The organism is Streptomyces lacaronensis, assembly GCF_047337785.1.
In the GTDB taxonomy this organism is placed as follows: domain Bacteria; phylum Actinomycetota; class Actinomycetes; order Streptomycetales; family Streptomycetaceae; genus Streptomyces; species Streptomyces lycopersici.
Window position 1 is genome coordinate 5,307,266 of record NZ_JBLHDK010000003.1, and the last position, 20,064, is coordinate 5,327,329.

The following is a 20,064-nucleotide window of genomic DNA, read 5'->3' on the forward strand; positions in this document are numbered from 1 at the left end:
ACAGGTCCTCTGCGGCGAGAATCCTCACTGGGTCACCTCCGTCGCGGGGGCAGTGATCGTCACGACATCGCCGGGGCGGGCCCCCAGATCACGCTGGACACCACCGCCGACGGAGGCCAGCGGCAGCCAGACCACCCGGTCGGGCATCGCGGTGACGCTCAGCGGCAGTTGGACCGATCCGGCCGGGCCGGTGACGCGGACCAGCTGACCGTCCTCGACCCCGGCCTCGTCCGCCGTGGCCGCCGACAGCCGGGCCACGGCCGCGTGGCGGGTCCCGGCCAGCGCCGGATCGCCGTCCTGGAGCCGGCCCTGGTCGAGCAGCAGCCGATGGCCGGCGAGGACCGCCTCGCCCTCGGCCGGCCGGGGCAGCGGACCGCCCGTCTCCAGCGAGGCGGTGGCGCGCGGGCCCTGCCAGGTGCCGAGCCGGGTCATCTCGGCCCGTACGGCCTCGACGTCCGGCAGGTCCAGGGGCGCGTCCAGCGCGTCGGCCAGCATGTGCAGCACCCGGGCGTCCGGGAGCGTATGGCGGCGGGTCATCTGGTCGGGCTTGAGTGCGGCCTCGAACGGCCGGGCCCGGCCCTCCCAGTTGAGGAAGGTGCCGGACTTCTCGACGACCGCCGCGACCGGCAGCACCACATCGGCCCGCTCGGTGACCTCCGAGGGCCGCTGCTCCAGGCTGACCACGAAGTCCACCGCGGCCAGGGCTTCCAGGGCCCGCGCCGGATCGGGCAGATCGGCGACCTCGACGCCCGCGACCACCAGCGCGCCGAGCCCGCCGACCGCCGCGGCCTCGATGATCTGGCCGGTGTCCCGGCCCACCTGGTGCGGCAGGTCGACGGTGCCCCAGACGGAGGAGACCTCCTCACGGGCCCGCGGGTCATGGGCCGGGCGGCCGCCGGGCAGCAGCCCGGGCAGCGCCCCCGCCTCGATCGCGCCCCGCTCCCCCGCGCGGCGCGGGATCCAGGCGAGCGTGGCCCCGGTGGCGGCGGCGGCCCGTACGGCGGCGGTGAGCCCGCCCGCCACGGACGCCAGCCGCTCGCCGACGATGATCACCGCGCCCTCTTCGCGCAGCGCCTCGGCGGCCCGCTCCCCGTCCGCGTCCAGACCGGTGCGGCCCGCGATGGCGTCCAGCCACTCGGTCTCGGTGCCCGGGGCGGCCGGCAGCAGAGTGCCGCCCGCCTTCTCGAGGCCCCGGGTGGCGTGGGTGGCGAGCGAGAAGGTGCGCTGTCCGTGCCTGCGGTGCGCCTTGCGCAACCGCAGGAAGACGCCGGGCGACTCCTCCTCGGCCTCGAAGCCGACCAGCAGCACGGCCGGTGCCTTCTCCAGCGCGGTGTAGGTGAGTCCGCCACCGTCCAGGTCACGCCCCCGGCCCGCGATGTGGGTGGCCAGGAAGTCGGCCTCCTCGTCGCTGTGCCGGCGGGCCCGGAAATCGATGTCGTTGGTGTCCAGGGCGAGCCGCGCGAACTTCGCGTAGGCGTAGGCGTCCTCGACGGTCAGCCGGCCGCCGGTGAGCACGCCGGTGCGGCCGCGCGCCATGCTGAGCCCCTCGGCCGCCGCGTCGAGCGCCTCGGGCCAGCTCGCCGGCTCCAGCTTCCCCGTCTCGCGGTCGCGCACCAGCGGGGTGGTGAGCCGCTCCGGCAGCTGGGCGTAGCGGAAGCCGAAGCGCCCCTTGTCGCAGATCCACTCCTCGTTGACCTCGGGGTCGTCCGCCGCCAGCCGCCGCATGACCTTGCCGCGCCGGTGGTCGGTGCGGGTGGCGCAGCCGCCGGCGCAGTGCTCGCACACACTCGGCGAGGAGACCAGGTCGAAGGGGCGGGAGCGGAATCGGTACGCCGCCGAGGTCAGGGCGCCCACCGGGCAGATCTGGATGGTGTTCCCGGAGAAGTACGATTCGAACGGGTCGCCCTCGCCGGTGCCCACCTGCTGGAGCGCGCCCCGCTCCAGCAGCTCGATCATCGGATCGCCCGCGATCTGGTTGGAGAAGCGGGTGCAGCGCGCGCACAGCACACAGCGCTCGCGGTCCAGCAGCACCTGGGCCGAGATCGGGACCGGCTTGGCGAACGTCCGCTTCTGGCCCTCGAACCGGCTGTCGGCCTGTCCGGCGCTCATCGCCTGGTTCTGGAGCGGGCATTCACCGCCCTTGTCGCAGACCGGGCAGTCCAGCGGGTGGTTGATCAGCAGCAGCTCCATCACCCCGCGCTGGGCCTTCTCGGCCACCGGCGAGGTGAGCTGCGTCTTGACCACCATCCCGTCGGTGCAGGTGATGGTGCAGGAGGCCATCGGCTTGCGCTGGCCCTCCACCTCGACGATGCACTGGCGGCAGGCGCCGGCCGGGTCGAGGAGCGGATGGTCGCAGAACCGCGGGATCTCGATGCCGAGCAGTTCGGCGGCTCGGATGACCAGCGTCCCCTTGGGGACGGAGATCTCGATCCCGTCAATCGTGACGGAGACCAGATCTTCTCGCGGCACCGCCGCCTCCCCGCCCGACGAGGGTGCGTTGGTGGTCACGGTCATGCGTTCACCCCCAGGTGAGTGGAGCGCGGCTCGTCGGCCCACACAGTGGACTTGGCCGGGTCGAACGGACAGCCTCCGCCGGTGATGTGCTGCTCGTACTCCTCGCGGAAGTACTTCAGCGAGGAGAAGATGGGGCTGGCCGCGCCGTCGCCGAGGGCGCAGAAGGACTTGCCGTTGATGTTGTCGGCGATGTCCGCCAGCTTGTCGAGGTCCTCCATGCGCCCCTTGCCGGCCTCGAGGTCGCGCAACAACTGGACCAGCCAGTACGTGCCCTCGCGGCAGGGTGTGCACTTGCCGCAGGACTCATGCGCGTAGAACTCGGTCCAGCGGGTCACGGCCCGCACCACACAGGTGGTCTCGTCGAAGCACTGGAGCGCCTTGGTACCCAGCATCGACCCGGCCGCGCCCACGCCCTCGTAGTCCAGCGGGACGTCGAGGTGCTCATCGGTGAGCAGCGGGGTGGACGAGCCGCCCGGGGTCCAGAACTTCAGCCGGTGGCCGGGGCGCATCCCGCCGCTCATGTCGAGCAGCTGGCGCAGGGTGATCCCGAGCGGGCCCTCGTACTGTCCGGGGTTGGCCACATGGCCGGACAGCGAGTAGAGCGTGAAGCCCGGGGACTTCTCGCTGCCCATCGAACGGAACCATTCCTTGCCCTTGTTGAGGATCGCGGGAACCGAGGCGATGGATTCGACGTTATTGACAACAGTGGGGCACGCGTACAGACCGGCGACCGCGGGGAAGGGAGGCCGCAGCCGGGGCTGGCCGCGGCGGCCCTCCAGCGAGTCCAGCAGCGCGGTCTCCTCACCACAGATGTACGCACCGGCGCCCGCGTGCACGGTGATGTCGAGACCGGGCAGTCCGTCCACCCCGAGCTTCCGCCTCCGCTGTTCCGCGGTGCCGAGGTAGCCCTCCTCGTACGCCTCGCGCACGGCCTCGTGCAGCCGCCGCAGCACGGGGACGACCTCGCCGCGCAGATAGATGAAGGCGTGTTCGGAGCGGATGGCATGACAGGCGATGATCATGCCCTCGATGAGGGAGTGCGGATTGGCGTAGAGAAGGGGGATGTCCTTGCAGGTGCCCGGTTCCGACTCATCGGCGTTGACGACGAGATAGTGCGGCTTGCCGTCGCCCTGCGGAATGAACTGCCACTTCATCCCGGTGGGGAAGCCGGCGCCGCCGCGGCCGCGCAGACCCGCGTCCTTCACCAGCGCGATCACCGCGTCGGGGTCCATCGCGAGGGCCTTGCGCATGCCCTCGTAGCCCTCGTGGCGCAGATAGGTGCGCAGGGACCAGGAGTTCGGCTGGTCCCAGAACGCGGAGAGCACGGGTGCCAGCAGTTTCTCGGGGCTGTGCCCATTGATCTCGGTTGTCACGGTCATCACTCCCCCTCCTCGGCGACCGGACCGGCCGGGTGGTGCGGATCGGAGGCGGAGGTCCGCTGCGGCGCGTCGTGCGAGCTGGGATGCGTCGGCGGCGCCTCGTCCTGCGGGGCGTCCGCGGACCTCGGCGAGACGACCCGGCCGGGGGCGACCTCACCCTTGGCCAGCCGCAGCCCGACCAGCGAGGCGGGCCCCGCGGAGCCACCGGCCTCGACGGCGCCCGGACGGGCGTCGGGGAAGCCGGCCAGGATGCGGGCGGTCTCCTTGTAGGTGCACAGCGGCGCGCCCCGGGTCGGCTCGACGGTCCGGCCCGCCCGCAACTCGTCAACCAGCGCCTTGGCGGATTCGACGGTCTGGTTGTCGAAGAACTCCCAGTTGACCATCACCACGGGTGCGTAGTCGCAGGCCGCGTTGCACTCGATGTGCTCCAGGGTGACCTTGCCGTCCTCGGTGGTCTCCCCGTTGCCCACGCCCAGGTGGCTCTGCAGCTCCTCGAAGATCGCGTCGCCACCCATCACCGCGCACAGGGTGTTGGTGCACACCCCCACCTGGTAGTCGCCGGAGGGCTTGCGCCGGTACATCGTGTAGAAGGTGGCGACCGCGGTGACCTCGGCGGTGGTCAGGCCCAGCATCTCGGCGCAGAACCGCATGCCGGTGCGGGTGACATGGCCCTCCTCGGACTGCACCAGGTGCAGCAGCGGCAGCAGCGCGCTACGGCTGTCCGGGTAGCGGGCGATCACCTCCCGGGCGTCCTCCTCGAGCCGGGTGCGCACCTCGGCCGGGTAGTCGGGGGCCGGCAGCTCCGGCATCCCCAGCTGGACATCAGTCACCGGTCCACTCCTCCCATCACGGGGTCGATGGACGCGACGGCGACGATCACATCGGCGACCTGGCCGCCCTCGCACATCGCCGCCACGGCCTGCAGATTGGTGAAGGACGGGTCGCGGAAGTGGACGCGATACGGGCGGGTGCCGCCATCGCTGACCACATGGGCGCCCAGTTCGCCCTTGGGCGACTCGATCGCCGTGTACGCCTGTCCGGGCGGGACCCGGAACCCCTCGGTCACCAGCTTGAAGTGGTGGATCAGGGCCTCCATGGAGGTGCCCATGATGTTCTTGATGTGGTCAAGGGAGTTGCCGAGGCCGTCCGGGCCGAGCGCGAGCTGCGCGGGCCAGGCGATCTTCTTGTCCGCGACCATCACCGGGCCCGGCTCCAGCCGCTCCAGGCACTGCTCGACGATCCGCAGCGACTGACGCATCTCCTCCAGCCGGATCAGGAACCGGCCGTAGGCGTCGCAGGTCTCGGCGGTCGGCACCTCGAAGTCATAGGTGTCATAGCCGCAGTACGGATCGGTCTTGCGCAGATCGTGCGGCAGCCCGGTGGCCCGCAGTATCGGGCCGGTGACGCCCAGCGCCATGCAGCCGGCGAGGTCGAGGTAGCCCACGTCCTGGAGCCGGGCCTTGAAGATCGGGTTCCCGGTGGCGAGCTTGTCGTACTCGGGCAGGTTCTTCCGCATCGTCTTCAGAAGGGCCCGGATCTGGTCGACCGCCCCCGGCGGCAGGTCCTGGGCGAGCCCGCCGGGCCGGATGTACGCGTGGTTCATCCGCAGACCGGTGATCAGCTCGAAGACGTCCAGGATCAGCTCGCGGTCCCGGAAGCCGTAGATCATGATGGTGGTCGCGCCGAGCTCCATACCGCCGGTGGCGATGGCCACCAGATGCGAGGAGAGCCGGTTGAGCTCCATCAGCAGCACCCGGATCACCGAGGCGCGGTCAGGGACCTGGTCCTCGATGCCGAGCAGCTTCTCGACGCCCAGGCAGTACGCCGCCTCGTTGTAGAAGGGCGTCAGATAGTCCATGCGCGTCACGAAGGTGGTGCCCTGCGTCCAGTTCCGGAATTCGAGGTTCTTCTCGATTCCGGTGTGCAGATAACCGATTCCGCAGCGGGCCTCGGTGACCGTCTCACCGTCGATCTCCAGGATCAGCCGGAGCACCCCATGGGTGGAGGGGTGCTGCGGACCCATGTTGACGATGATCCGCTCGTCGTCGGCCTTCGCCGTGGCGGCCACGACCTCGTCCCAGTCGCCGCCGGTGACGGTGTAGACGGTGCCTTCTGTTGTCTCGCGCGCGGAGGCGGAAGGCGTTGCGTGGGGGGCAGTCATCAGCTGTACGACCTCCGCTGGTCCGGAGCCGGGATCTGGGCGCCCTTGTACTCGACGGGGATGCCGCCGAGCGGGTAGTCCTTGCGTTGCGGGAAGCCCTGCCAGTCGTCGGGCATCATGATCCGCGTCAGCGCGGGATGACCGTCGAAGATCAGGCCGAAGAAGTCGTAGGTCTCGCGCTCATGCCAGTCGTTGGTCGGATAGACATCGACGATCGACGGGATGTGCGGGTCGTCATCCGGAGCGCTCACCTCCAGCCGGAGCATCCGGCCATGGGTGATCGACCGCAGGTGGTAGACGGCGTGCAGCTCACGGCCCTTGTCGCCGGGGAAGTGGACTCCGCTGACGCCGGTGCACAGCTCGAAGCGGAGCGCCGGGTCGTCGCGCAGGGTCCGGGCGACCCGCGGAAGGTGCTCCCGGGCGATGTGGAAGGTCAGCTCACCGCGGTCCACAACGGTCTTCTCGATCGCGTTCTCCGGGAGCAGCGACTGCTCCTCGAGCGCGCCCTCGAGTTCGTCGGCGACCTCGTCGAACCAGCTCCCGTACGGCCGGGTGGCCTGGCCTGGCAGCCGTACGGGGCGCACCAGCCCGCCGTAGCCGGTGGTGTCGCCGCCGTTGTTGGCGCCGAACATCCCGCGCTGGACGCGGATGGGCTCGCCCTGGTCGCCGCGGCGGCCGGGGAGGTTCTCAGCGTTGAGGTCCTTGTCCGGGTTGACCCCGTTGGCCCCGTTGGCCTCGCTCACCGAAGCAGCCCCTTCATCTCGATCATCGGCAGCGCCTTCAGCGCCGCTTCCTCCGCCTCACGGGCCGCACGCTCGCGATTGACGCCGAGCTTCTCCTCGCGGATCTTCTCGTGCAGCTTGAGGATCGAGTCCATGAGCATCTCGGGCCGTGGCGGACAGCCGGGCAGATAGATGTCGACCGGGACGATGTGATCGACGCCCTGCACGATCGCGTAGTTGTTGAACATCCCCCCGGAGGAGGCGCAGACGCCCATGGAGATGACCCACTTCGGGTTCGGCATCTGGTCATAGACCTGGCGCAGCACCGGGGCCATCTTCTGGCTGACGCGCCCGGCGACGATCATCAGATCGGCCTGGCGGGGCGAGCCGCGGAAGACCTCCATGCCGAAGCGCGCGAGGTCGTAGCGCCCCGCGCCGGTGGTCATCATTTCGATGGCGCAACAGGCCAGGCCGAAGGTGGCCGGGAAGACGGAGGACTTACGGGCCAGCCCGGCGGCCTGTTCCACGGTGGTGAGCAGGAACCCACTCGGGAGCTTCTCTTCGATACCCATGCGATGTTTCCCCTATCTCCTCTAGAGCCCCTTTAGTCCCACTCCAGGCCGCCACGCCGCCACACGTAGGCGTAGGCGACGAAGACCGTGAGCACGAAGAGGAGCATCTCCACGAGCCCGAACAGGCCGAGGGCGTCGAAGGTGACGGCCCAGGGGTAGAGGAAGACGATCTCGATGTCGAAGACGATGAAGAGCATCGCCGTCAGGTAGTACTTGATGGGGAAGCGCCCACCGCCGGCCGGATGCGGAGTCGGCTCGATGCCGCACTCATAGGCTTCGAGCTTGGCCCGGTTGTAGCGCTTGGGGCCGATGATCGCGGCCATGAAAACCGAGAAGATCGCAAAACCTGCCCCGAGGGCTCCCAGTACGAGGATGGGCGCGTATGCGTTCACCGTCCTCGCTCCCTTCAGTCGACGATGACTGCTTGGCGGACCGCACGGACATGCCGCCGCCCCACGAAGATCGCGCACATGTGAGGCAGTTCACAAGCCCGTTTCGCCTGCATCCTATGCCCGTCGGTCTGTGATCTGCGACACGGGGTACGACAACGTCTTTGTGATCTCCACCACCTGACGAAGGATCATGAAGTCGGATGAGCGGTGATCTTGTACGCGAAGCATCCGAACGACCACGAGAAGTGACATTCGGAGACGTCATCACAGGTGAGCGCGTTGCGCCCCTACCAAGACATGGTACATACATGCAAATTTGCTCTGGACGACGTCGACTGATAAGCGCCTTCCATCCTCATGGGTGACCTTCGTCCCGGGGCGATCGATCACGGGTTCGCGGCCGTTCATGATCACCGCTCCGCGCACGCGTTCACGAGCGGGTCGGAGCGAGTGAGCTATCCCACGCCCAGACGGGTTGTGGATCTAGATTTCACGGGAATCCTTTGTATGCGGGCCAGATCGGTGGTAGGTCCCGCGCTGCCCTGGTTTGGCCGTCAAATGCCGTGCGTAGACACATGATCGCGAAATGCGGGCAAGCCGACTGAGTGAGCCGCGGAGATCATTTGGCCCGGTTTTTGGTCGTGTGCACGCCAAATGTGGCGCACCCCACTTTTGTTGATCTGGGCCTTAGGGCCCTGGTAGCCAGTGACCTATGTCCCCAGTCGCACACATACCCAGCCACCGGAAGCCCCGCCGTGCCACGTCGACGCGTGCGCTCCGCGCAGGGGTGACCGGTGGCTTCCTCACCCTCGCGGTGGCCGGTGCCGCCGTGCCCGCCTCCGCCACGGAGAACAACGCCGCTCCCGCCGAGTCCACCCTGGAGATGCCGACCGTCAGCGCCACGCTGGCGAGCACGGCCGCCCAGACCGCGGACGCCACCCAGCAGGCTGCGTCCGACTACGAGCTCCAGGCCCAGAAGGACCAGGCGGCCGCCCACGCGAAGATCGCCGCCAAGAAAGCCAAGGCGGAGGCCGACCGCAAGGCGAAGGAAGCCCGGGAGGAGGCTCGTAAGGCAGCCGCCAAGCGGGCGGCCGAGGCCAAGGCCCAGGCGGCGAAGGCGTCGCGCTCCGCCGAGCGCACCACGCTCTCCACCACCAGCGTCAGCAACGCCTCCGGCAATGCCGCGACCCTGATCAGCTTCCTCAAGGCGCAGTTGGGCAAGGCGTACGTGCTCGGCTCCAGCGGTCCGTCCTCCTACGACTGCTCCGGGCTGACCCAGGCCGCCTTCAAGCAGGTCGGCGTGAGCCTGCCGCGGGTCTCGCAGGACCAGTCCACCGCCGGCACCCCGGTCTCGCTGGACTCCCTGCAGCCGGGCGACCTGCTCTACTGGGGCAGCGCGGGCAGCGCGTACCACGTCGGCGTCTACGTCGGCGGCGGCAAGTTCATCGGCGCCCAGAACTCGAGCACCGGGATCGTCGAGCGCCCGCTGGACTACGACATGCCCACCGGGGCCGTGCGCGTCCTGTAAGACGCCCGGACGCCCGCCGGTCATCTCTGGATCCTGAGGCCGCCGTTCCCGCCGTGGACGGCGGCCTCACGTCCTTCCCTCCCTACTGCGCGTACACCTTCTCCACGAACTCGCCGAGGAGGTCGTCGCTGAGGTGATGGGCCAGATCCGCCTCGGAGATCATTCCGACCAGCCGCTTGTTCTGGTCGATCACCGGGAGCCTGCGGATCTTGTGCTCCTCCATCTCCCGCAGGACGTCCCTGACATCGGCGTCCGCCGGAATCCAGCGCGGGGTGCCCTTGGTGAGCGCCCCGACGGGCGTCCCCGAGGGGTCGGCGCTCTCCGCGATGCAATCGACGACGATGTCGCGGTCGGTCACGATGCCGCACAGCCGCTCGTTGGCGTCGCTGACCGGCAGGGCCCCCACACCCAGCTCCCGCATCAGCTGGGCGGCACGCAGCACCGTCTCGTTCTCCGGTATCCACTGCGCGCCCGGGTGCATGATGTCCGCTGCCTTCGTCATGGTGTACCTCCTGCCAGGCCCACCGGCGGTGGATCCGGCCCTGTGGGCCCCTCGGTCCGGCGTCGCCGCGGCTGGCGCACACGGCGCCCCCTGCCTTCATTGTCACCACCGCCGCACGGCGACGTCATGTCGAGCCCGGCGGCGGCTGTCGGTACCCGGTGCCAGACTGAGTAACGAGGCAATCCCGGACAGAACGAGACCACCTCCGGCAGAACACTCCGGCAGAACTCCCCTGCGCCTTCGCGCCCGACCGTCGAAGGAGCGCCCCATGCTCACCACCGATTACGTCCCCGGCGCCCCCAACTGGCTCGATCTGGGCGCCTCCGACACCGAAGCGGCCGTGGCCTTCTACGGCTCCCTGCTGGGCTGGCGCTTCGAGTCGGCAGGCCCCGAAGCGGGCGGGTACGGCTTCTTCACCCTGGACCGTAAGACCGTCGCGGCCGTCGGGCCGCTCACCGAGGAGGGCGCGCGCTCCGCCTGGACGCCGTACTTCCACACCCCCGACGCCGAGGCGACCGCCAAGACCGTCGAGCAGGCGGGCGGCACGGTGCGGCTCGCTCCGTTCGACGTCTTCGAGGAAGGGCGGATGGCCCAGTTCACCGACCCCGGCGGCGCCCGCTTCGCCGTCTGGCAGCCCGGCAGGACGGCGGGGCTGGACGCGGTCACCGACCCCGGCACCCTGTGCTGGACCGAGCTGCACTCCCCCGATCCCGCCAAGGATCTCGCCTTCTACCGCAAGATCTTCGGCTGGGACACCGAGGAGATGTCCTTCCCCGGCGGGTCGTACACGGTGCTGATGACGTCCGGCGCCGGCCGGGAGGGCTCCTTCGGCGGCGTCGCCCAGCTCCAGGAGGGACATTCGACACCGCCGCAGTGGCTGCCGTACTTCGAGGTGACGGACTGCGACGCGGTGGTGGCCAGGGGGCAGGATCTGGGCGGTTCGGTGCTGATGCCGGCCATGTCGGCCGAGGGAATCGGCCGGATGGCGTGGCTGACGGATGCGGGCCGGGCGCCGTTCGGCGTCATAGCGAGCGGCGGCCCCGGCGCGTAAGCGCTCCGCTGGGAGGGCCGCAATACATACGTCGTCGAGCCATCTGCGGCGCCGTCGTGGCTGGTCGCGCCCCCGCGGCGGAGCCGCATATTCATACAGCCCCGCGCCCCTTCGGGGCGCCGGCCGCCCTCGGTCGAGCGAGGCCCTTACGGGGCCGTCAGGCGCGCGGGGTCACCTTCGTCAGGCCGTTGATGATGCGGTCCATGGCGTCGCCGCCCGTCGGATCCGTCAGATTCGCCAGCAGCTTGAGCGTGAACCGCATCAGCATCGGATGCGTCAGCCCGCGCTGCGCCGCCAGCTTCATGACCTTCGGGTTGCCGATCAGCTTCACGAAAGCCCGGCCCAGCGTGTAGTAGCCGCCGTAGGTGTCCTTGAGGACCTTCGGGTAGCGCTGGAGGGCCAGTTCGCGCTGGGAGGCGGTGGCGCGGGCATTTGCCTGGACGATCACATCCGCGGCGATCTGCCCGGATTCCATCGCATAGGCGATGCCCTCCCCGTTGAACGGGTTGACCATGCCGCCCGCGTCCCCGACGAGGAGCAGCCCGCGGGTGTAGTGCGGCTGGCGGTTGAAGGCCATGGGGAGCGCGGCGCCGCGGATCGGGCCGGTCATGTTCTCCGGGGTGTAGCCCCAGTCCTCCGGCATCGAGGCGCACCACGCCTTGAGCACCTCGCGCCAGTCGAGCTCCTTGAAGGAGGACGAGGTGTTGAGGACGCCCAGGCCCACATTGCTCGTGCCGTCGCCCATGCCGAAGATCCAGCCGTAGCCGGGCAGCAGCCGGTCCTCCGCGCCGCGCCGGTCCCACAACTCCAGCCAGGACTCCAGGTAGTCGTCGTCATGGCGGGGCGAGGTGAAGTACGTCCGCACGGCCACGCCCATCGGACGGTCCTCGCGCCGGTGCAGCCCCATGGCGAGCGAGAGCCGGGTGGAGTTGCCGTCGGCGGCGACCACCAGGGGCGCGTGGAAGGTGACAGGCGTCTTCTCCTCGCCCAGCTTGGCCTCGACCCCGGTGATCCGGCCGGTGCGCCCGTCGATGATCGGGGCGCCCACAGTGCAGCGCTCGTACAGCCGCGCCCCGGCCTTACTGGCCTGCCGCGCCAGCTGCTCGTCGAAGTCGTCGCGCTTACGGACCAGGCCGTAGTCGGGGTACGCGGCCAGCTCCGGCCAGTCGAGCTGGAGCCGCACCCCGCCGGCGAGGATCCGCAGGCCCCGGTTGCGCAGCCAGCCCGCCTCCTCGGAGATGTCGATGCCCATGGACACGAGCTGCTTGGTGGCGCGCGGGGTCAGGCCGTCACCGCACACCTTCTCGCGCGGAAAGGCCGTCTTCTCCAGCAGCAGCACGTCCAGCCCCGCCTTGGCGAGGTAGTACGCGGTGGTGGAGCCGGCCGGTCCGGCGCCGACGACGATCACATCGGCGCTGCGCTCCGAGAACCTGGAGGACGCGCTCTCGGTGGGTGCGGTCTCGCTCACGCGGGGTCTCCCCAAGCCTCGGTAACGGCGTGCCGGTCGCGCCGGGCACTGGACAGCTGCAGTCTATGGGGGGCGATACTCCGGCACTCGCGAAGGGCCGCTCTGTCCCGGTTACCGGCCGCCTTACGGCTTGTACGCCCGGTGGAGGGCCACCACGCCGCCGGTGAGGTTGCGCCAGGCCGGGCGCTCCCAGCCCGCCGAACGCAGCCGGGCGGCGAGACCGGGCTGGTCCGGCCAGGCGCGGATGGACTCGGCGAGGTAGACATACGCGTCCGGGTTGCTGCTGACCGACGTCGCGATCGGCGGCAGCGCGCGCATCAGGTACTCGGTGTAGACCGTGCGGAACAGCTGCCATGTGGGATGGCTGAACTCGCAGATGACGATCCGTCCGCCGGGCCGGGTCACCCGCAGCATCTCGCCCAGCGCCCCCAGGGTGTCCTGGACGTTCCGCAGGCCGAAGGAGATCGTGACGGCGTCGAAGACCCCGTCCGCGAAGGGCAGCCGGGTCGCGTCGCCCGCCGTCAGCGGCAGCCTGGGATGGCGCTTCTTGCCCTCGCGGAGCATCCCGAGCGAGAAGTCGCACGGCACCACGTACGCGCCCGCCTCCCGGAACGGCAGCGAGGACGTCCCCGTACCGGCGGCCAGGTCCAGCACCCGCTCACCGGCGCGCGCGTCCACGGCCCGGGCGACGGCCTTGCGCCACAGCCGGGCCTGCCCGAGCGACAGCACATCGTTGGTGAGGTCGTATTTGGCCGCCACGTCGTCGAACATGGCGGCGACTTCGTGCGGCTGCTTGTCCAGGGATGCTCGGCTCACGCCCCCATTGTTCACCTCGCGGGCCCCGCGCCCCCGGCCGGGGCCCGGCGTGCCTCAGCGGCGCCGGTGCACCAGCCGCCCGGCCACCACCGTGGCCAGGCAGGCACCGTCCGCGTCGAAGACGGCCAGGTCGGCTCGGACCGCCGGGGCGAGGGCGGGCGGGCGCGGCCGGTCCAGGACGGCGATGCCGCCCCGGTGGGCGGCCGCGCGCAGTTCGGCGTCGCCGAGGTGGTGGGCCAGGACGGCGGTCGCGCCCCGCCGCAGCAGTGCGTGGATCCGCTCCCGCGGGCTGGGCGCGTCCGGCACCGGGCCCTCGTGGACCAGGGCCGGGCCGAGCTCCCCGGGCCACTCCCGCACCCGGGCCCGCGGATAGGTCTCCCGCAGCTCCGCCAGGGGGCCGATGGCCGCGATGCGGTCGCCGTCGACCGCGACGGCGGCGTCGTGCAGCGGCGCCGCGTCGCCGGGGGTGGTCCGGACGACGGGCGCCGCGTGGAGCGTGAGCATCAGGACGCCTGGATCACCGTCAGCTCGGGGTGGGCCGTGCCACCGTCGATCGCCGTCGAGGACAGGTGCGAGACGACGTGGTCGTCGACCGGGTCGTTCGCCGGGTCGTCGTGCACCACCAGGTGCTCGTAGGTCGTGGCGCGCTGCGCGGGGACCCGCCCGGCCGCGCGGATGAGGTGGAGCAGCTCCATCCGGTTGGACCGGTGGCGGGCGCCCGCCGAGGAGACCACGTTCTCCTCCAGCATCACCGAGCCCAGGTCGTCCGCACCGTAGTGCAGGGCCAGCTGGCCGGCTTCCTTGCCGACGGTCAGCCAGGAACCCTGGATATGGGCCACGTTGTCGAGGAACAGCCGGGCGATGGCGATCATCCGCAGGTACTCGAAGACGGTGGCCTGCGTACGGCCCTTCAGATGGTTGTTCTCGGGCTGGTAGGTGTACGGGATGAAGGCGCGGAAGCCGCCCGTCCGGTCCTGTACGTCGCGGATCATGCGGATGTGCTCGATCCGCTCGGCGTTGGTCTCGCCGGTGCCCATCAGCATGGTGGAGGTGGACTCCACACCGAGGTTGTGGGCGATCTCCATGATCTCCAGCCAGCGCTCACCGGACTCCTTCAGCGGCGCGATGGCCTTGCGCGGCCGCTCCGGGAGCAGCTCGGCGCCCGCGCCCGCGAAGGAGTCGAGACCGGCCGCGTGGATGCGGCGGATGGCCTCCTCGGCCGAGACGCCCGAGATCCGCGCCATGTGCTCGACCTCGGAGGCCCCCAGCGAGTGGATCACCAGCTGCGGGAACGCCTGCTTGATCGCCGAGAAGTGCTTCTCGTAGTACTCCACCCCGTAGTCCGGGTGGTGGCCGCCCTGGAACATGATCTGCGTGCCGCCCAGCTCGACGGTCTCCGCGCAGCGGCGCAGGATGTCGTCGAGGTCGCGGCTCCAGCCCTTCGCGGTGTCCTTCGGAGGGGCGTAGAAGGCGCAGAACTTGCACGCCGTCACGCAGACATTGGTGTAGTTGATGTTCCGTTCGATGATGTACGTCGCGATGTGCTCGGTGCCCGCGTAGCGACGGCGCCGGACCGCGTCGGCCGCGGCCCCCAGCGCGTGCAGCGGAGCCGAGCGGTAAAGGTCGAGCGCCTCTTGCGGGGTGATCCGACCCCCGTCGGCGGCGCGGTCGAGGAGTGCCTGCACCTCTGCGTTTGCGGTCACCGGGGCGTACCTTTCGGAGGTTTATGGGTGGACCGACCCAGACTACGCCAGGGCCTGTACGCCTGTACGAGTACGTGCCAGGCACATCTGTAGCCCCCGGCACTCACCGCATTCGTCGCTCCGCGCTCACTTGAGCTTGCGGAGGGTGCCCGTGGGATCGCCCGCCTGTTCGTCCTTCGCCTTGTAGCTGATCGTTCCGTCGGACGTGAGGGTGAACCGCTCGTCCGTCGAGGCGTCGCTGCACCCCTGCTGGGGCTCGGAGCCCTTGAGGCGCGCGTCGAGGTGGAGTTGTTTCGGGGCCGCCGAGACCAGCTTCCATGTGAAGTCGCAGCGCAGCACCGACAGCTTGACCCGGCCACTGGCGACGTCCCGCCCGGTGGGCCCCTGCCGGAAGGTGATGGTCAGGGTGCCCACCGGGATGCCCGAGTCGGAGGTCAGATCGCCCTGCCAGGTGCCGATGAACCCCTTGGGCACATCGCCCTTCCCGGATCCGGTGTCCCCGGCTCCCGGCCGCTGTTCCGTGGCGGACGGACGGGGTTTGCTGCCGGCGTTCTGGTCGGAACTGTCGTCGGAGCCGCCGGGGAGCACCTGGAAGAGCACGGCGGCGGTCGTCGCGGCGGCCAGCGCGCCCGCGACGGACAGCACCAGCGTGCAGCTCAGCGCCTTGGGGCGCTTCTTACCGCCGACGGCGGCGGAGAGCGAGACACTGCGGCCGCCGCCCGGCTTCGACGACGGCGGGGCGGGGAGCGGGTGGGCGGCGGACTGATCCTCCTCCCCCCGCGGCCTGTCGGCGTACGACGGGTCGGGCGGGCCGAAGGCGCCCAGCACGGGCGCGGCCGGGGCCGGTCCCAGGGCCGGGGTGGGCGGCGGGGTCGGACGGTCCTCGACGGACGGCGTGGCGTCGGAGGGCTCGGCGGCGGGCGGCTCCGTGACGGACGGCCGGGCATCGGACGGCTCGGGCGCGGACGGCGGGGCCACGGCCTCGGCCTCCAGGTCGAGCAGCTCCACCACCTGCCGGCTCACCCGCTCGACCAGCGCCCCCGGCAGCCAGCCCGGCCTCGCCAGCCCCGAGGCGCCGTCCTCCGGGGCGAGGCGCCGCACGATCTGCTCGGGGGTGGGGCGGTCGGCCGGGTTCTTGGCGAGGCACGCGGCGACCAGATCGCGCAGTTCCCCGGTCAGCTCGCGGCCGAACCGGGGCTCGTCGTGCACCACCTTGTACAGCAGCGCGGCCGAGGTGTCGCCCGGGAACGGCGGTTCACCGGTCGCCGCGTACGCCAGCACCGCGCCGAGCGAGAAGACATCGGCCGCGCCCTCGACGTTCTCGCCCAGGATCTGCTCGGGCGCCATATAGCCGGGCGAGCCGATGGAGGCACCGGTCGTGGTCAGCGACACCGTGCCCTCGGTGGCCCGGGCGATGCCGAAGTCGATCAGCCGCGGACCGTCGAGCGCGAGCAGCACGTTGGACGGCTTGACGTCGCGGTGGACCAGGCCGAGGGCGTGCACCGCGGCCAGTGCCTCGGCGAGTCCCGCGCCCAGCGCCCGCACCGACGACTCGGGCAGCGGCCCCTCGTCGGACACGGCCTGGTTGAGCGGAGGGCCCGCCACATAGCCGGTGGCCACCCACGGAATGCGTGCTTCCGGGTCGGCGTCCAGGACCGGCGCGGTGAAGGCGCCGCCGACCCGGCGCGCGGCGTCGACCTCGCGCCGGAAACGGGCGCGGAACTCCTCGTCCAGCGCGAAATGGGCGTGCACGACCTTCACCGCGACCGTGCGCCCGCCCGCGCTGCGGCCCACAAAGACCCGGCCCATACCGCCGGAACCGAGCCGACCGAGCAGCCGATAGGCGCCGATGACCTGCGGATCGTCCGCTCCCAGCGGATCCATCGCGTTGCCTCCCCCTCCGTGCGCCGGTCCAGCTTAGGGGGTGTTCCGGCCATCCACCGCAGGTCGTGCGGTCGGGAAGGTCAGCTCAGCAGCTCGACCCGGACGTCCGCGGGGTATCCGGTCGTCGGCCCCGTACGGCGGGCGAACTCGGCGATGCCCTCCAACTGCGCCTGGCCGAGGCTGAAGTCGAGGGTGGTGAAGTACCGCTCCAGCACCGATGCCTCGAGCTGCTCCCAGCGCGCCGCCTGCTCGGCGACCTTGCCGACCTCCTCCAGGGAGAGGTTCCGCGAGGACAGGAACGCCTCGTGGACCTGCCGGACGATCTCCGGCTCCCGCTCCAGGTACTCGCGGCGGGCGGCCCACACCGCGAAGACGAAGGGGAGTCCGGTCCACTCCTTCCACATCTGCCCCAGGTCGTGGACCCGCAGACCCAGCCGGGGCGCGTCATGGAGGTTGGCCCGCAGCGCGGCGTCGCCGATCAGCACCGCCGCCTCGGCCTCCTGCATCATCAGGCTGAGGTCGGGCGGGCAGGTGTAGTAGTCGGGGGCGAGTCCGTACCGCTCGGCGAGCAGCAGTTGGGCCAGGCGTACGGAGGTACGCGAGGCGGAACCGAGTGCGACGCGCGCCCCGTCCAGCTGCTCGAGCGGCAGCTGCGAGACGATCACGCAGGACATCACGGGCCCGTCACAGCCCACCGCGATGTCCGGGAGCGCGACGAGATCGTCGGCATTGCGCAGATACTCCACCAGGCTGATCGGGCCGATGTCGAGATCACCACGGACCAGCAGGTCGTTCAGGGCGTCGGGAGACGCCTTGGTGAGGTCGAAATCCAGGAGCGATCCGGTCCTGGCGAGGCCCCAGTACAACGGCATGCAATTGAGGTACTGGATGTGCCCCACTTTTGGCCGACTCAGCCGATGACCGCGGGGCGGTCTGAGGCTTTCTGAGGCGTCCTGTGTACTCCGCGAGGGGGAACTCGGTGAATTGTCCACGTCTCGGAGGCTAGCCCCGCTCGCCCCGGGTAACGGCGGCGGGGTGGACCGGTAGCCTTGTGCTGACTGGCACGTAGGCGCTCGACCTGCGATCTTATCCACCTCAGAGGCCCGGGAAACCCCTCGTTTTCGTGATCTTCGGCTCTTTCCTCGCGCACACGGAGCGTGCTAGGCTCGCCGCAAGTTGCAGTTTGGTTTCCTTGCAGTACAGAGCCTGCGGAGCATGTAACCGCAGGCTTTTGTAGTTTTCAGACTTCTTGCAGGTTCTGGAGCAGGGCAACCCTTTGGCCCAAGGAGGGCTTATGGCTACCGGAACCGTCAAGTGGTTCAACGCCGAGAAGGGCTTCGGCTTCATCGCCCAGGACGGCGGCGGCCCCGATGTCTTCGTTCACTACTCCGCGATCAACGCGACCGGCTTCCGTTCTCTTGAGGAGAACCAGGCCGTGACCTTCGACGTCACCCAGGGCCCGAAGGGCCCGCAGGCGGAGAACGTCAGCCCCGTCTGATCAAGCAGCACCACCCAAGGAGCCCTGCTCCCCGCGCAGCGGGGAGGCGGGGCTCCTGCCTTTTGGGGCTCGTGGCTCGGGCCCCCTGGCTCTGGGCCCCTGGCTCCGGGCCCTGTGCCTGGATGTGATCAGTCCTCCAGCAGCCGGAAGTCGGCGAAGTCGAAACCCGGAGAGACCACACAGCTCACCAGGACCTCCTCGTCCGTCTCCGGACGGGCCGCCTGCCAGACGCCCGGCGGGATGACGGCCTGGGGGCACTGGCCGGAGGCGACATCGGGGCCCAGGAGCACCTCCGTTGGAGCCGCCTCCGGGGTGTCGCCCGTACCGCCCAACCGGAGCCGCAGCGGGCCGCCGCTGTGCCACAGCCACAGCTCTGCCGAGCGCACCACATGCCAGCGTGACTCCTCACCGGGAGTCAGCAGGAAGTAGATCGCCGTGGCGGTCGCGCGTTCGCCGTCGTAACCCGGCGGCCGCACCGTGACATCGCTGCGCCAGGTCTCCCGGTACCAGCCGCCCTCCGGATGCGGCTCGAGACCGAGCCATTCGGCCGTCGCGGGCCGTCGGGTCGTGGCCATGTCGTTCCCCGCTCTCACACGTCCGTCCGGGCCCGTCGAGGATAGCCCGTAGGCCGCACGCCCTTCTCAAGGCGCTCACACACCGCCCCTGAGGCGCTCATGTCGTCCTTACGGTGCTCACGGCGTGTAGGGACCCGGCGACGCACCGCTGACGCGGTGTGCCCGCGCAGGCTACGGTTTTGGCCATGGGGCACGGGCGGCGGGCGGTGACGGTGCACCATGTGCGGGCCGCGCTGCGCGGTGCGCAGCGGCTCGGCCTCGACACCGTCCCCCTGCTCCAGCGGGCCCGGATACCCCCACTGCTGCTCACCGACGACCGCGCCCGCGTCTCCCCCGAGCAGTTCGCCCGGCTGGTGCGCGCCCTGCACCGGGCCACGGGGGACGAGTTCCTGGGGCTGGGGACCGTCCGCAGCCGGCCCGGCACCTTCGCGATGATGTGCTACGCCTCGCTGGGCTGCCCCGACCTCGGCACGGCGGTGGAGCGCGGCGCCCGCTTCTACCGGCTCTTCCCGGGCGGCCCCAATCTGGCCCTGGAACGCGGCGCGGGCCAGTGCCGGGAGGCGGTGTTCGCCCTGCGCGGCGGGCTGGGCCCGCATGAGGACGCCCTTACGGCGGCCGAGAGCCATATCGTCGCCGAATGGCTCATGCTCATCTGGCACCGGGTCGCGGGCTGGCTGATCGGGCGCCGGATCCCGCTGCTGTGGGCCCAGTTCGCGTACCCCCCGCCCCCGTACGCCGATGACTACGAACCGCTCTTCGGCTGCCCGCCCCGCTTCGGGGCACCGCGCACCGCGGCCGGTTTCGACCGCCGCTGGCTGACCGCCCCCGTCGTCCAGGACGAGTCCACGCTCCGGACGCTGCTGCGGCACGCGCCCGCCGGGCTGCTCAGCCGCCGCGACTACGGCACGACCGTCGCCGAGCAGGTACGGCACGCGCTCACGGGTGCGCTGCGGACGCGCGGCGGCCCGGCCGACGTTCCACGCGCCCGGCACACCGCGCGGCTCCCGGAGTTGCCCGAGGTCGCCGCCCGGCTGGCGGTCAGCCCGGCGACACTGCGGCGGCGGCTGCGCGAGGAGGGCACGTCCTTCCAGGAGCTGAAGGACACCGTGCGGCGTGACGAGGCGGTCAGCAGCCTGGCCGAGGGGGTCGAACCCATCGCCGATCTGGCCTTACGGCTGGGCTTCTCCGAGGACACGGCGTTCCACCGGGCGTTCCGGCGCTGGACCGGGACAACACCGGGCGCATACCGACATGAGATGTGGAGTCAGCACATCTGAGCGCCCCGGTCAGCCACAGACG

Annotated in this window: 19 protein-coding genes; 4 read left to right on the plus strand and 15 right to left on the minus strand. The window is 70.6% G+C overall.

The features are described 5' to 3' along the window. Positions 1-24 precede the first annotated feature (24 nt). The 7 genes from ACMTAK_RS22705 to ACMTAK_RS22735 are packed head-to-tail and all read right to left on the minus strand — an operon-like array spanning position 25 to position 7,740. Complete coding sequence (locus ACMTAK_RS22705; RefSeq protein ID WP_413807904.1) at positions 25-2,514, minus strand: NADH-quinone oxidoreductase subunit G; 2,490 nt, start codon at positions 2,512-2,514, stop codon at positions 25-27. After that, positions 2,511-3,893: an NADH-quinone oxidoreductase subunit NuoF gene (gene nuoF / locus ACMTAK_RS22710; protein WP_138914455.1), complete on the minus strand. Its 1,383-nt coding sequence runs from the start codon at positions 3,891-3,893 to the stop codon at positions 2,511-2,513. The genes ACMTAK_RS22705 and nuoF overlap by 4 nt, the downstream gene beginning before the upstream one ends. Beyond that, the gene (gene nuoE, locus ACMTAK_RS22715; protein WP_051573350.1) at positions 3,893-4,702 is read right to left on the minus strand and encodes an NADH-quinone oxidoreductase subunit NuoE; all 810 of its coding nucleotides are present in this window, start codon (positions 4,700-4,702) and stop codon (positions 3,893-3,895) included. The genes nuoF and nuoE overlap by 1 nt, the downstream gene beginning before the upstream one ends. Before the next feature lie 17 nt (positions 4,703-4,719). After that, positions 4,720-6,054 carry an NADH-quinone oxidoreductase subunit D gene (locus ACMTAK_RS22720; protein WP_413807905.1) on the minus strand — a complete coding sequence of 445 codons (1,335 nt, stop codon included), beginning with the start codon at positions 6,052-6,054 and terminating at the stop codon, positions 4,720-4,722. After that, on the minus strand, positions 6,054-6,797 hold the full coding sequence (locus ACMTAK_RS22725) for an NADH-quinone oxidoreductase subunit C (protein ID WP_413807906.1): 744 nt from the start codon (positions 6,795-6,797) through the stop codon (positions 6,054-6,056). Before ACMTAK_RS22725 ends, ACMTAK_RS22720 begins: the two co-directional genes overlap by 1 nt. Then, positions 6,794-7,348 carry a NuoB/complex I 20 kDa subunit family protein gene (locus tag ACMTAK_RS22730; protein ID WP_020869380.1) on the minus strand — a complete coding sequence of 185 codons (555 nt, stop codon included), beginning with the start codon at positions 7,346-7,348 and terminating at the stop codon, positions 6,794-6,796. The genes ACMTAK_RS22725 and ACMTAK_RS22730 overlap by 4 nt, the downstream gene beginning before the upstream one ends. Before the next feature lie 32 nt (positions 7,349-7,380). Continuing rightward, entirely contained in the window at positions 7,381-7,740 is a 360-nt protein-coding gene (locus ACMTAK_RS22735; RefSeq protein WP_020869381.1) for an NADH-quinone oxidoreductase subunit A, read from the minus strand. A gap of 712 nt (positions 7,741-8,452) precedes the next feature. Between ACMTAK_RS22735 and ACMTAK_RS22740 the strand changes: the two genes are divergently transcribed. Then, a complete protein-coding gene (locus tag ACMTAK_RS22740; RefSeq protein WP_413102665.1) occupies positions 8,453-9,268 on the plus strand; it encodes a C40 family peptidase in 816 nt (271 codons plus the stop codon). Positions 9,269-9,350: 82 nt separating this feature from the next. Here the strand turns inward: ACMTAK_RS22740 and ACMTAK_RS22745 are convergent, their stop codons facing one another. After that, the gene (locus tag ACMTAK_RS22745) at positions 9,351-9,770 is read right to left on the minus strand and encodes a CBS domain-containing protein (protein WP_413807907.1); all 420 of its coding nucleotides are present in this window, start codon (positions 9,768-9,770) and stop codon (positions 9,351-9,353) included. A gap of 268 nt (positions 9,771-10,038) precedes the next feature. On the opposite strand from ACMTAK_RS22745, the gene ACMTAK_RS22750 reads away from it, so the two are divergent. Continuing rightward, positions 10,039-10,821, plus strand: a complete 783-nt coding sequence (locus ACMTAK_RS22750; protein WP_413807908.1) for a VOC family protein — start codon at positions 10,039-10,041, stop codon at positions 10,819-10,821. 157 nt (positions 10,822-10,978) lie between these two features. Here the strand turns inward: ACMTAK_RS22750 and ACMTAK_RS22755 are convergent, their stop codons facing one another. From ACMTAK_RS22755 to ACMTAK_RS22780, 6 genes are all read right to left on the minus strand, one after another. After that, positions 10,979-12,289, minus strand: coding sequence for a geranylgeranyl reductase family protein (locus ACMTAK_RS22755; RefSeq protein ID WP_413807909.1), 1,311 nt, complete (start codon positions 12,287-12,289; stop codon positions 10,979-10,981). A gap of 123 nt (positions 12,290-12,412) precedes the next feature. Next, positions 12,413-13,105: a demethylmenaquinone methyltransferase gene (locus ACMTAK_RS22760; RefSeq protein WP_413807910.1), complete on the minus strand. Its 693-nt coding sequence runs from the start codon at positions 13,103-13,105 to the stop codon at positions 12,413-12,415. Positions 13,106-13,159: 54 nt separating this feature from the next. After that, positions 13,160-13,609 (minus strand): imidazolonepropionase-like domain-containing protein, encoded by a 450-nt coding sequence (locus tag ACMTAK_RS22765; protein ID WP_413807911.1) that lies wholly within the window; start codon positions 13,607-13,609, stop codon positions 13,160-13,162. Next, a complete protein-coding gene (mqnC, locus tag ACMTAK_RS22770; protein ID WP_413807912.1) occupies positions 13,609-14,808 on the minus strand; it encodes a cyclic dehypoxanthinyl futalosine synthase in 1,200 nt (399 codons plus the stop codon). The genes ACMTAK_RS22765 and mqnC overlap by 1 nt, the downstream gene beginning before the upstream one ends. 126 nt (positions 14,809-14,934) lie before the next feature. Further along, positions 14,935-16,692, minus strand: a complete 1,758-nt coding sequence (locus ACMTAK_RS22775) for a serine/threonine-protein kinase (RefSeq protein WP_413807913.1) — start codon at positions 16,690-16,692, stop codon at positions 14,935-14,937. 80 nt (positions 16,693-16,772) lie between these two features. Continuing rightward, positions 16,773-17,684 carry a menaquinone biosynthetic enzyme MqnA/MqnD family protein gene (locus tag ACMTAK_RS22780; RefSeq protein WP_413807914.1) on the minus strand — a complete coding sequence of 304 codons (912 nt, stop codon included), beginning with the start codon at positions 17,682-17,684 and terminating at the stop codon, positions 16,773-16,775. Between the two features lie 302 nt (positions 17,685-17,986). Between ACMTAK_RS22780 and ACMTAK_RS22785 the strand changes: the two genes are divergently transcribed. After that, positions 17,987-18,190, plus strand: a complete 204-nt coding sequence (locus ACMTAK_RS22785; RefSeq protein WP_014054052.1) for a cold-shock protein — start codon at positions 17,987-17,989, stop codon at positions 18,188-18,190. Between the two features lie 128 nt (positions 18,191-18,318). On the opposite strand, the gene ACMTAK_RS22790 is transcribed toward ACMTAK_RS22785, so the two are convergent. Further along, the gene (locus tag ACMTAK_RS22790; protein ID WP_413807915.1) at positions 18,319-18,765 is read right to left on the minus strand and encodes a cupin domain-containing protein; all 447 of its coding nucleotides are present in this window, start codon (positions 18,763-18,765) and stop codon (positions 18,319-18,321) included. A 185-nt stretch (positions 18,766-18,950) separates the two neighbouring features. On the opposite strand from ACMTAK_RS22790, the gene ACMTAK_RS22795 reads away from it, so the two are divergent. Next, positions 18,951-20,042, plus strand: coding sequence for an AraC family transcriptional regulator (locus ACMTAK_RS22795; RefSeq protein WP_413807916.1), 1,092 nt, complete (start codon positions 18,951-18,953; stop codon positions 20,040-20,042). Positions 20,043-20,064: the final 22 nt, after the last annotated feature.

Bases quoted from the DNA above. Each gene is read 5' to 3' on its own strand.
- ACMTAK_RS22765 (WP_413807911.1), bottom strand. From the start codon at position 13,609: ATGCTCACGCTCCACGCGGCGCCCGTCGTCCGGACCACCCCCGGCGAC.
- ACMTAK_RS22795 (WP_413807916.1), top strand. From the start codon at position 18,951: ATGGGGCACGGGCGGCGGGCGGTGACGGTGCACCATGTGCGGGCCGCG.
- ACMTAK_RS22705 (WP_413807904.1), bottom strand. From the start codon at position 2,514: ATGACCGTGACCACCAACGCACCCTCGTCGGGCGGGGAGGCGGCGGTG.
- nuoE (WP_051573350.1), bottom strand. From the start codon at position 4,702: ATGCCGGAGCTGCCGGCCCCCGACTACCCGGCCGAGGTGCGCACCCGG.
- ACMTAK_RS22790 (WP_413807915.1), bottom strand. From the start codon at position 18,765: ATGGCCACGACCCGACGGCCCGCGACGGCCGAATGGCTCGGTCTCGAG.
- ACMTAK_RS22745 (WP_413807907.1), bottom strand. From the start codon at position 9,770: ATGACGAAGGCAGCGGACATCATGCACCCGGGCGCGCAGTGGATACCG.
- ACMTAK_RS22720 (WP_413807905.1), bottom strand. From the start codon at position 6,054: ATGACTGCCCCCCACGCAACGCCTTCCGCCTCCGCGCGCGAGACAACA.
- ACMTAK_RS22740 (WP_413102665.1), top strand. From the start codon at position 8,453: ATGTCCCCAGTCGCACACATACCCAGCCACCGGAAGCCCCGCCGTGCC.
- ACMTAK_RS22785 (WP_014054052.1), top strand. From the start codon at position 17,987: ATGGCTACCGGAACCGTCAAGTGGTTCAACGCCGAGAAGGGCTTCGGC.
- ACMTAK_RS22750 (WP_413807908.1), top strand. From the start codon at position 10,039: ATGCTCACCACCGATTACGTCCCCGGCGCCCCCAACTGGCTCGATCTG.
- nuoF (WP_138914455.1), bottom strand. From the start codon at position 3,893: ATGACCGTGACAACCGAGATCAATGGGCACAGCCCCGAGAAACTGCTG.
- ACMTAK_RS22730 (WP_020869380.1), bottom strand. From the start codon at position 7,348: ATGGGTATCGAAGAGAAGCTCCCGAGTGGGTTCCTGCTCACCACCGTG.
- ACMTAK_RS22775 (WP_413807913.1), bottom strand. From the start codon at position 16,692: ATGGATCCGCTGGGAGCGGACGATCCGCAGGTCATCGGCGCCTATCGG.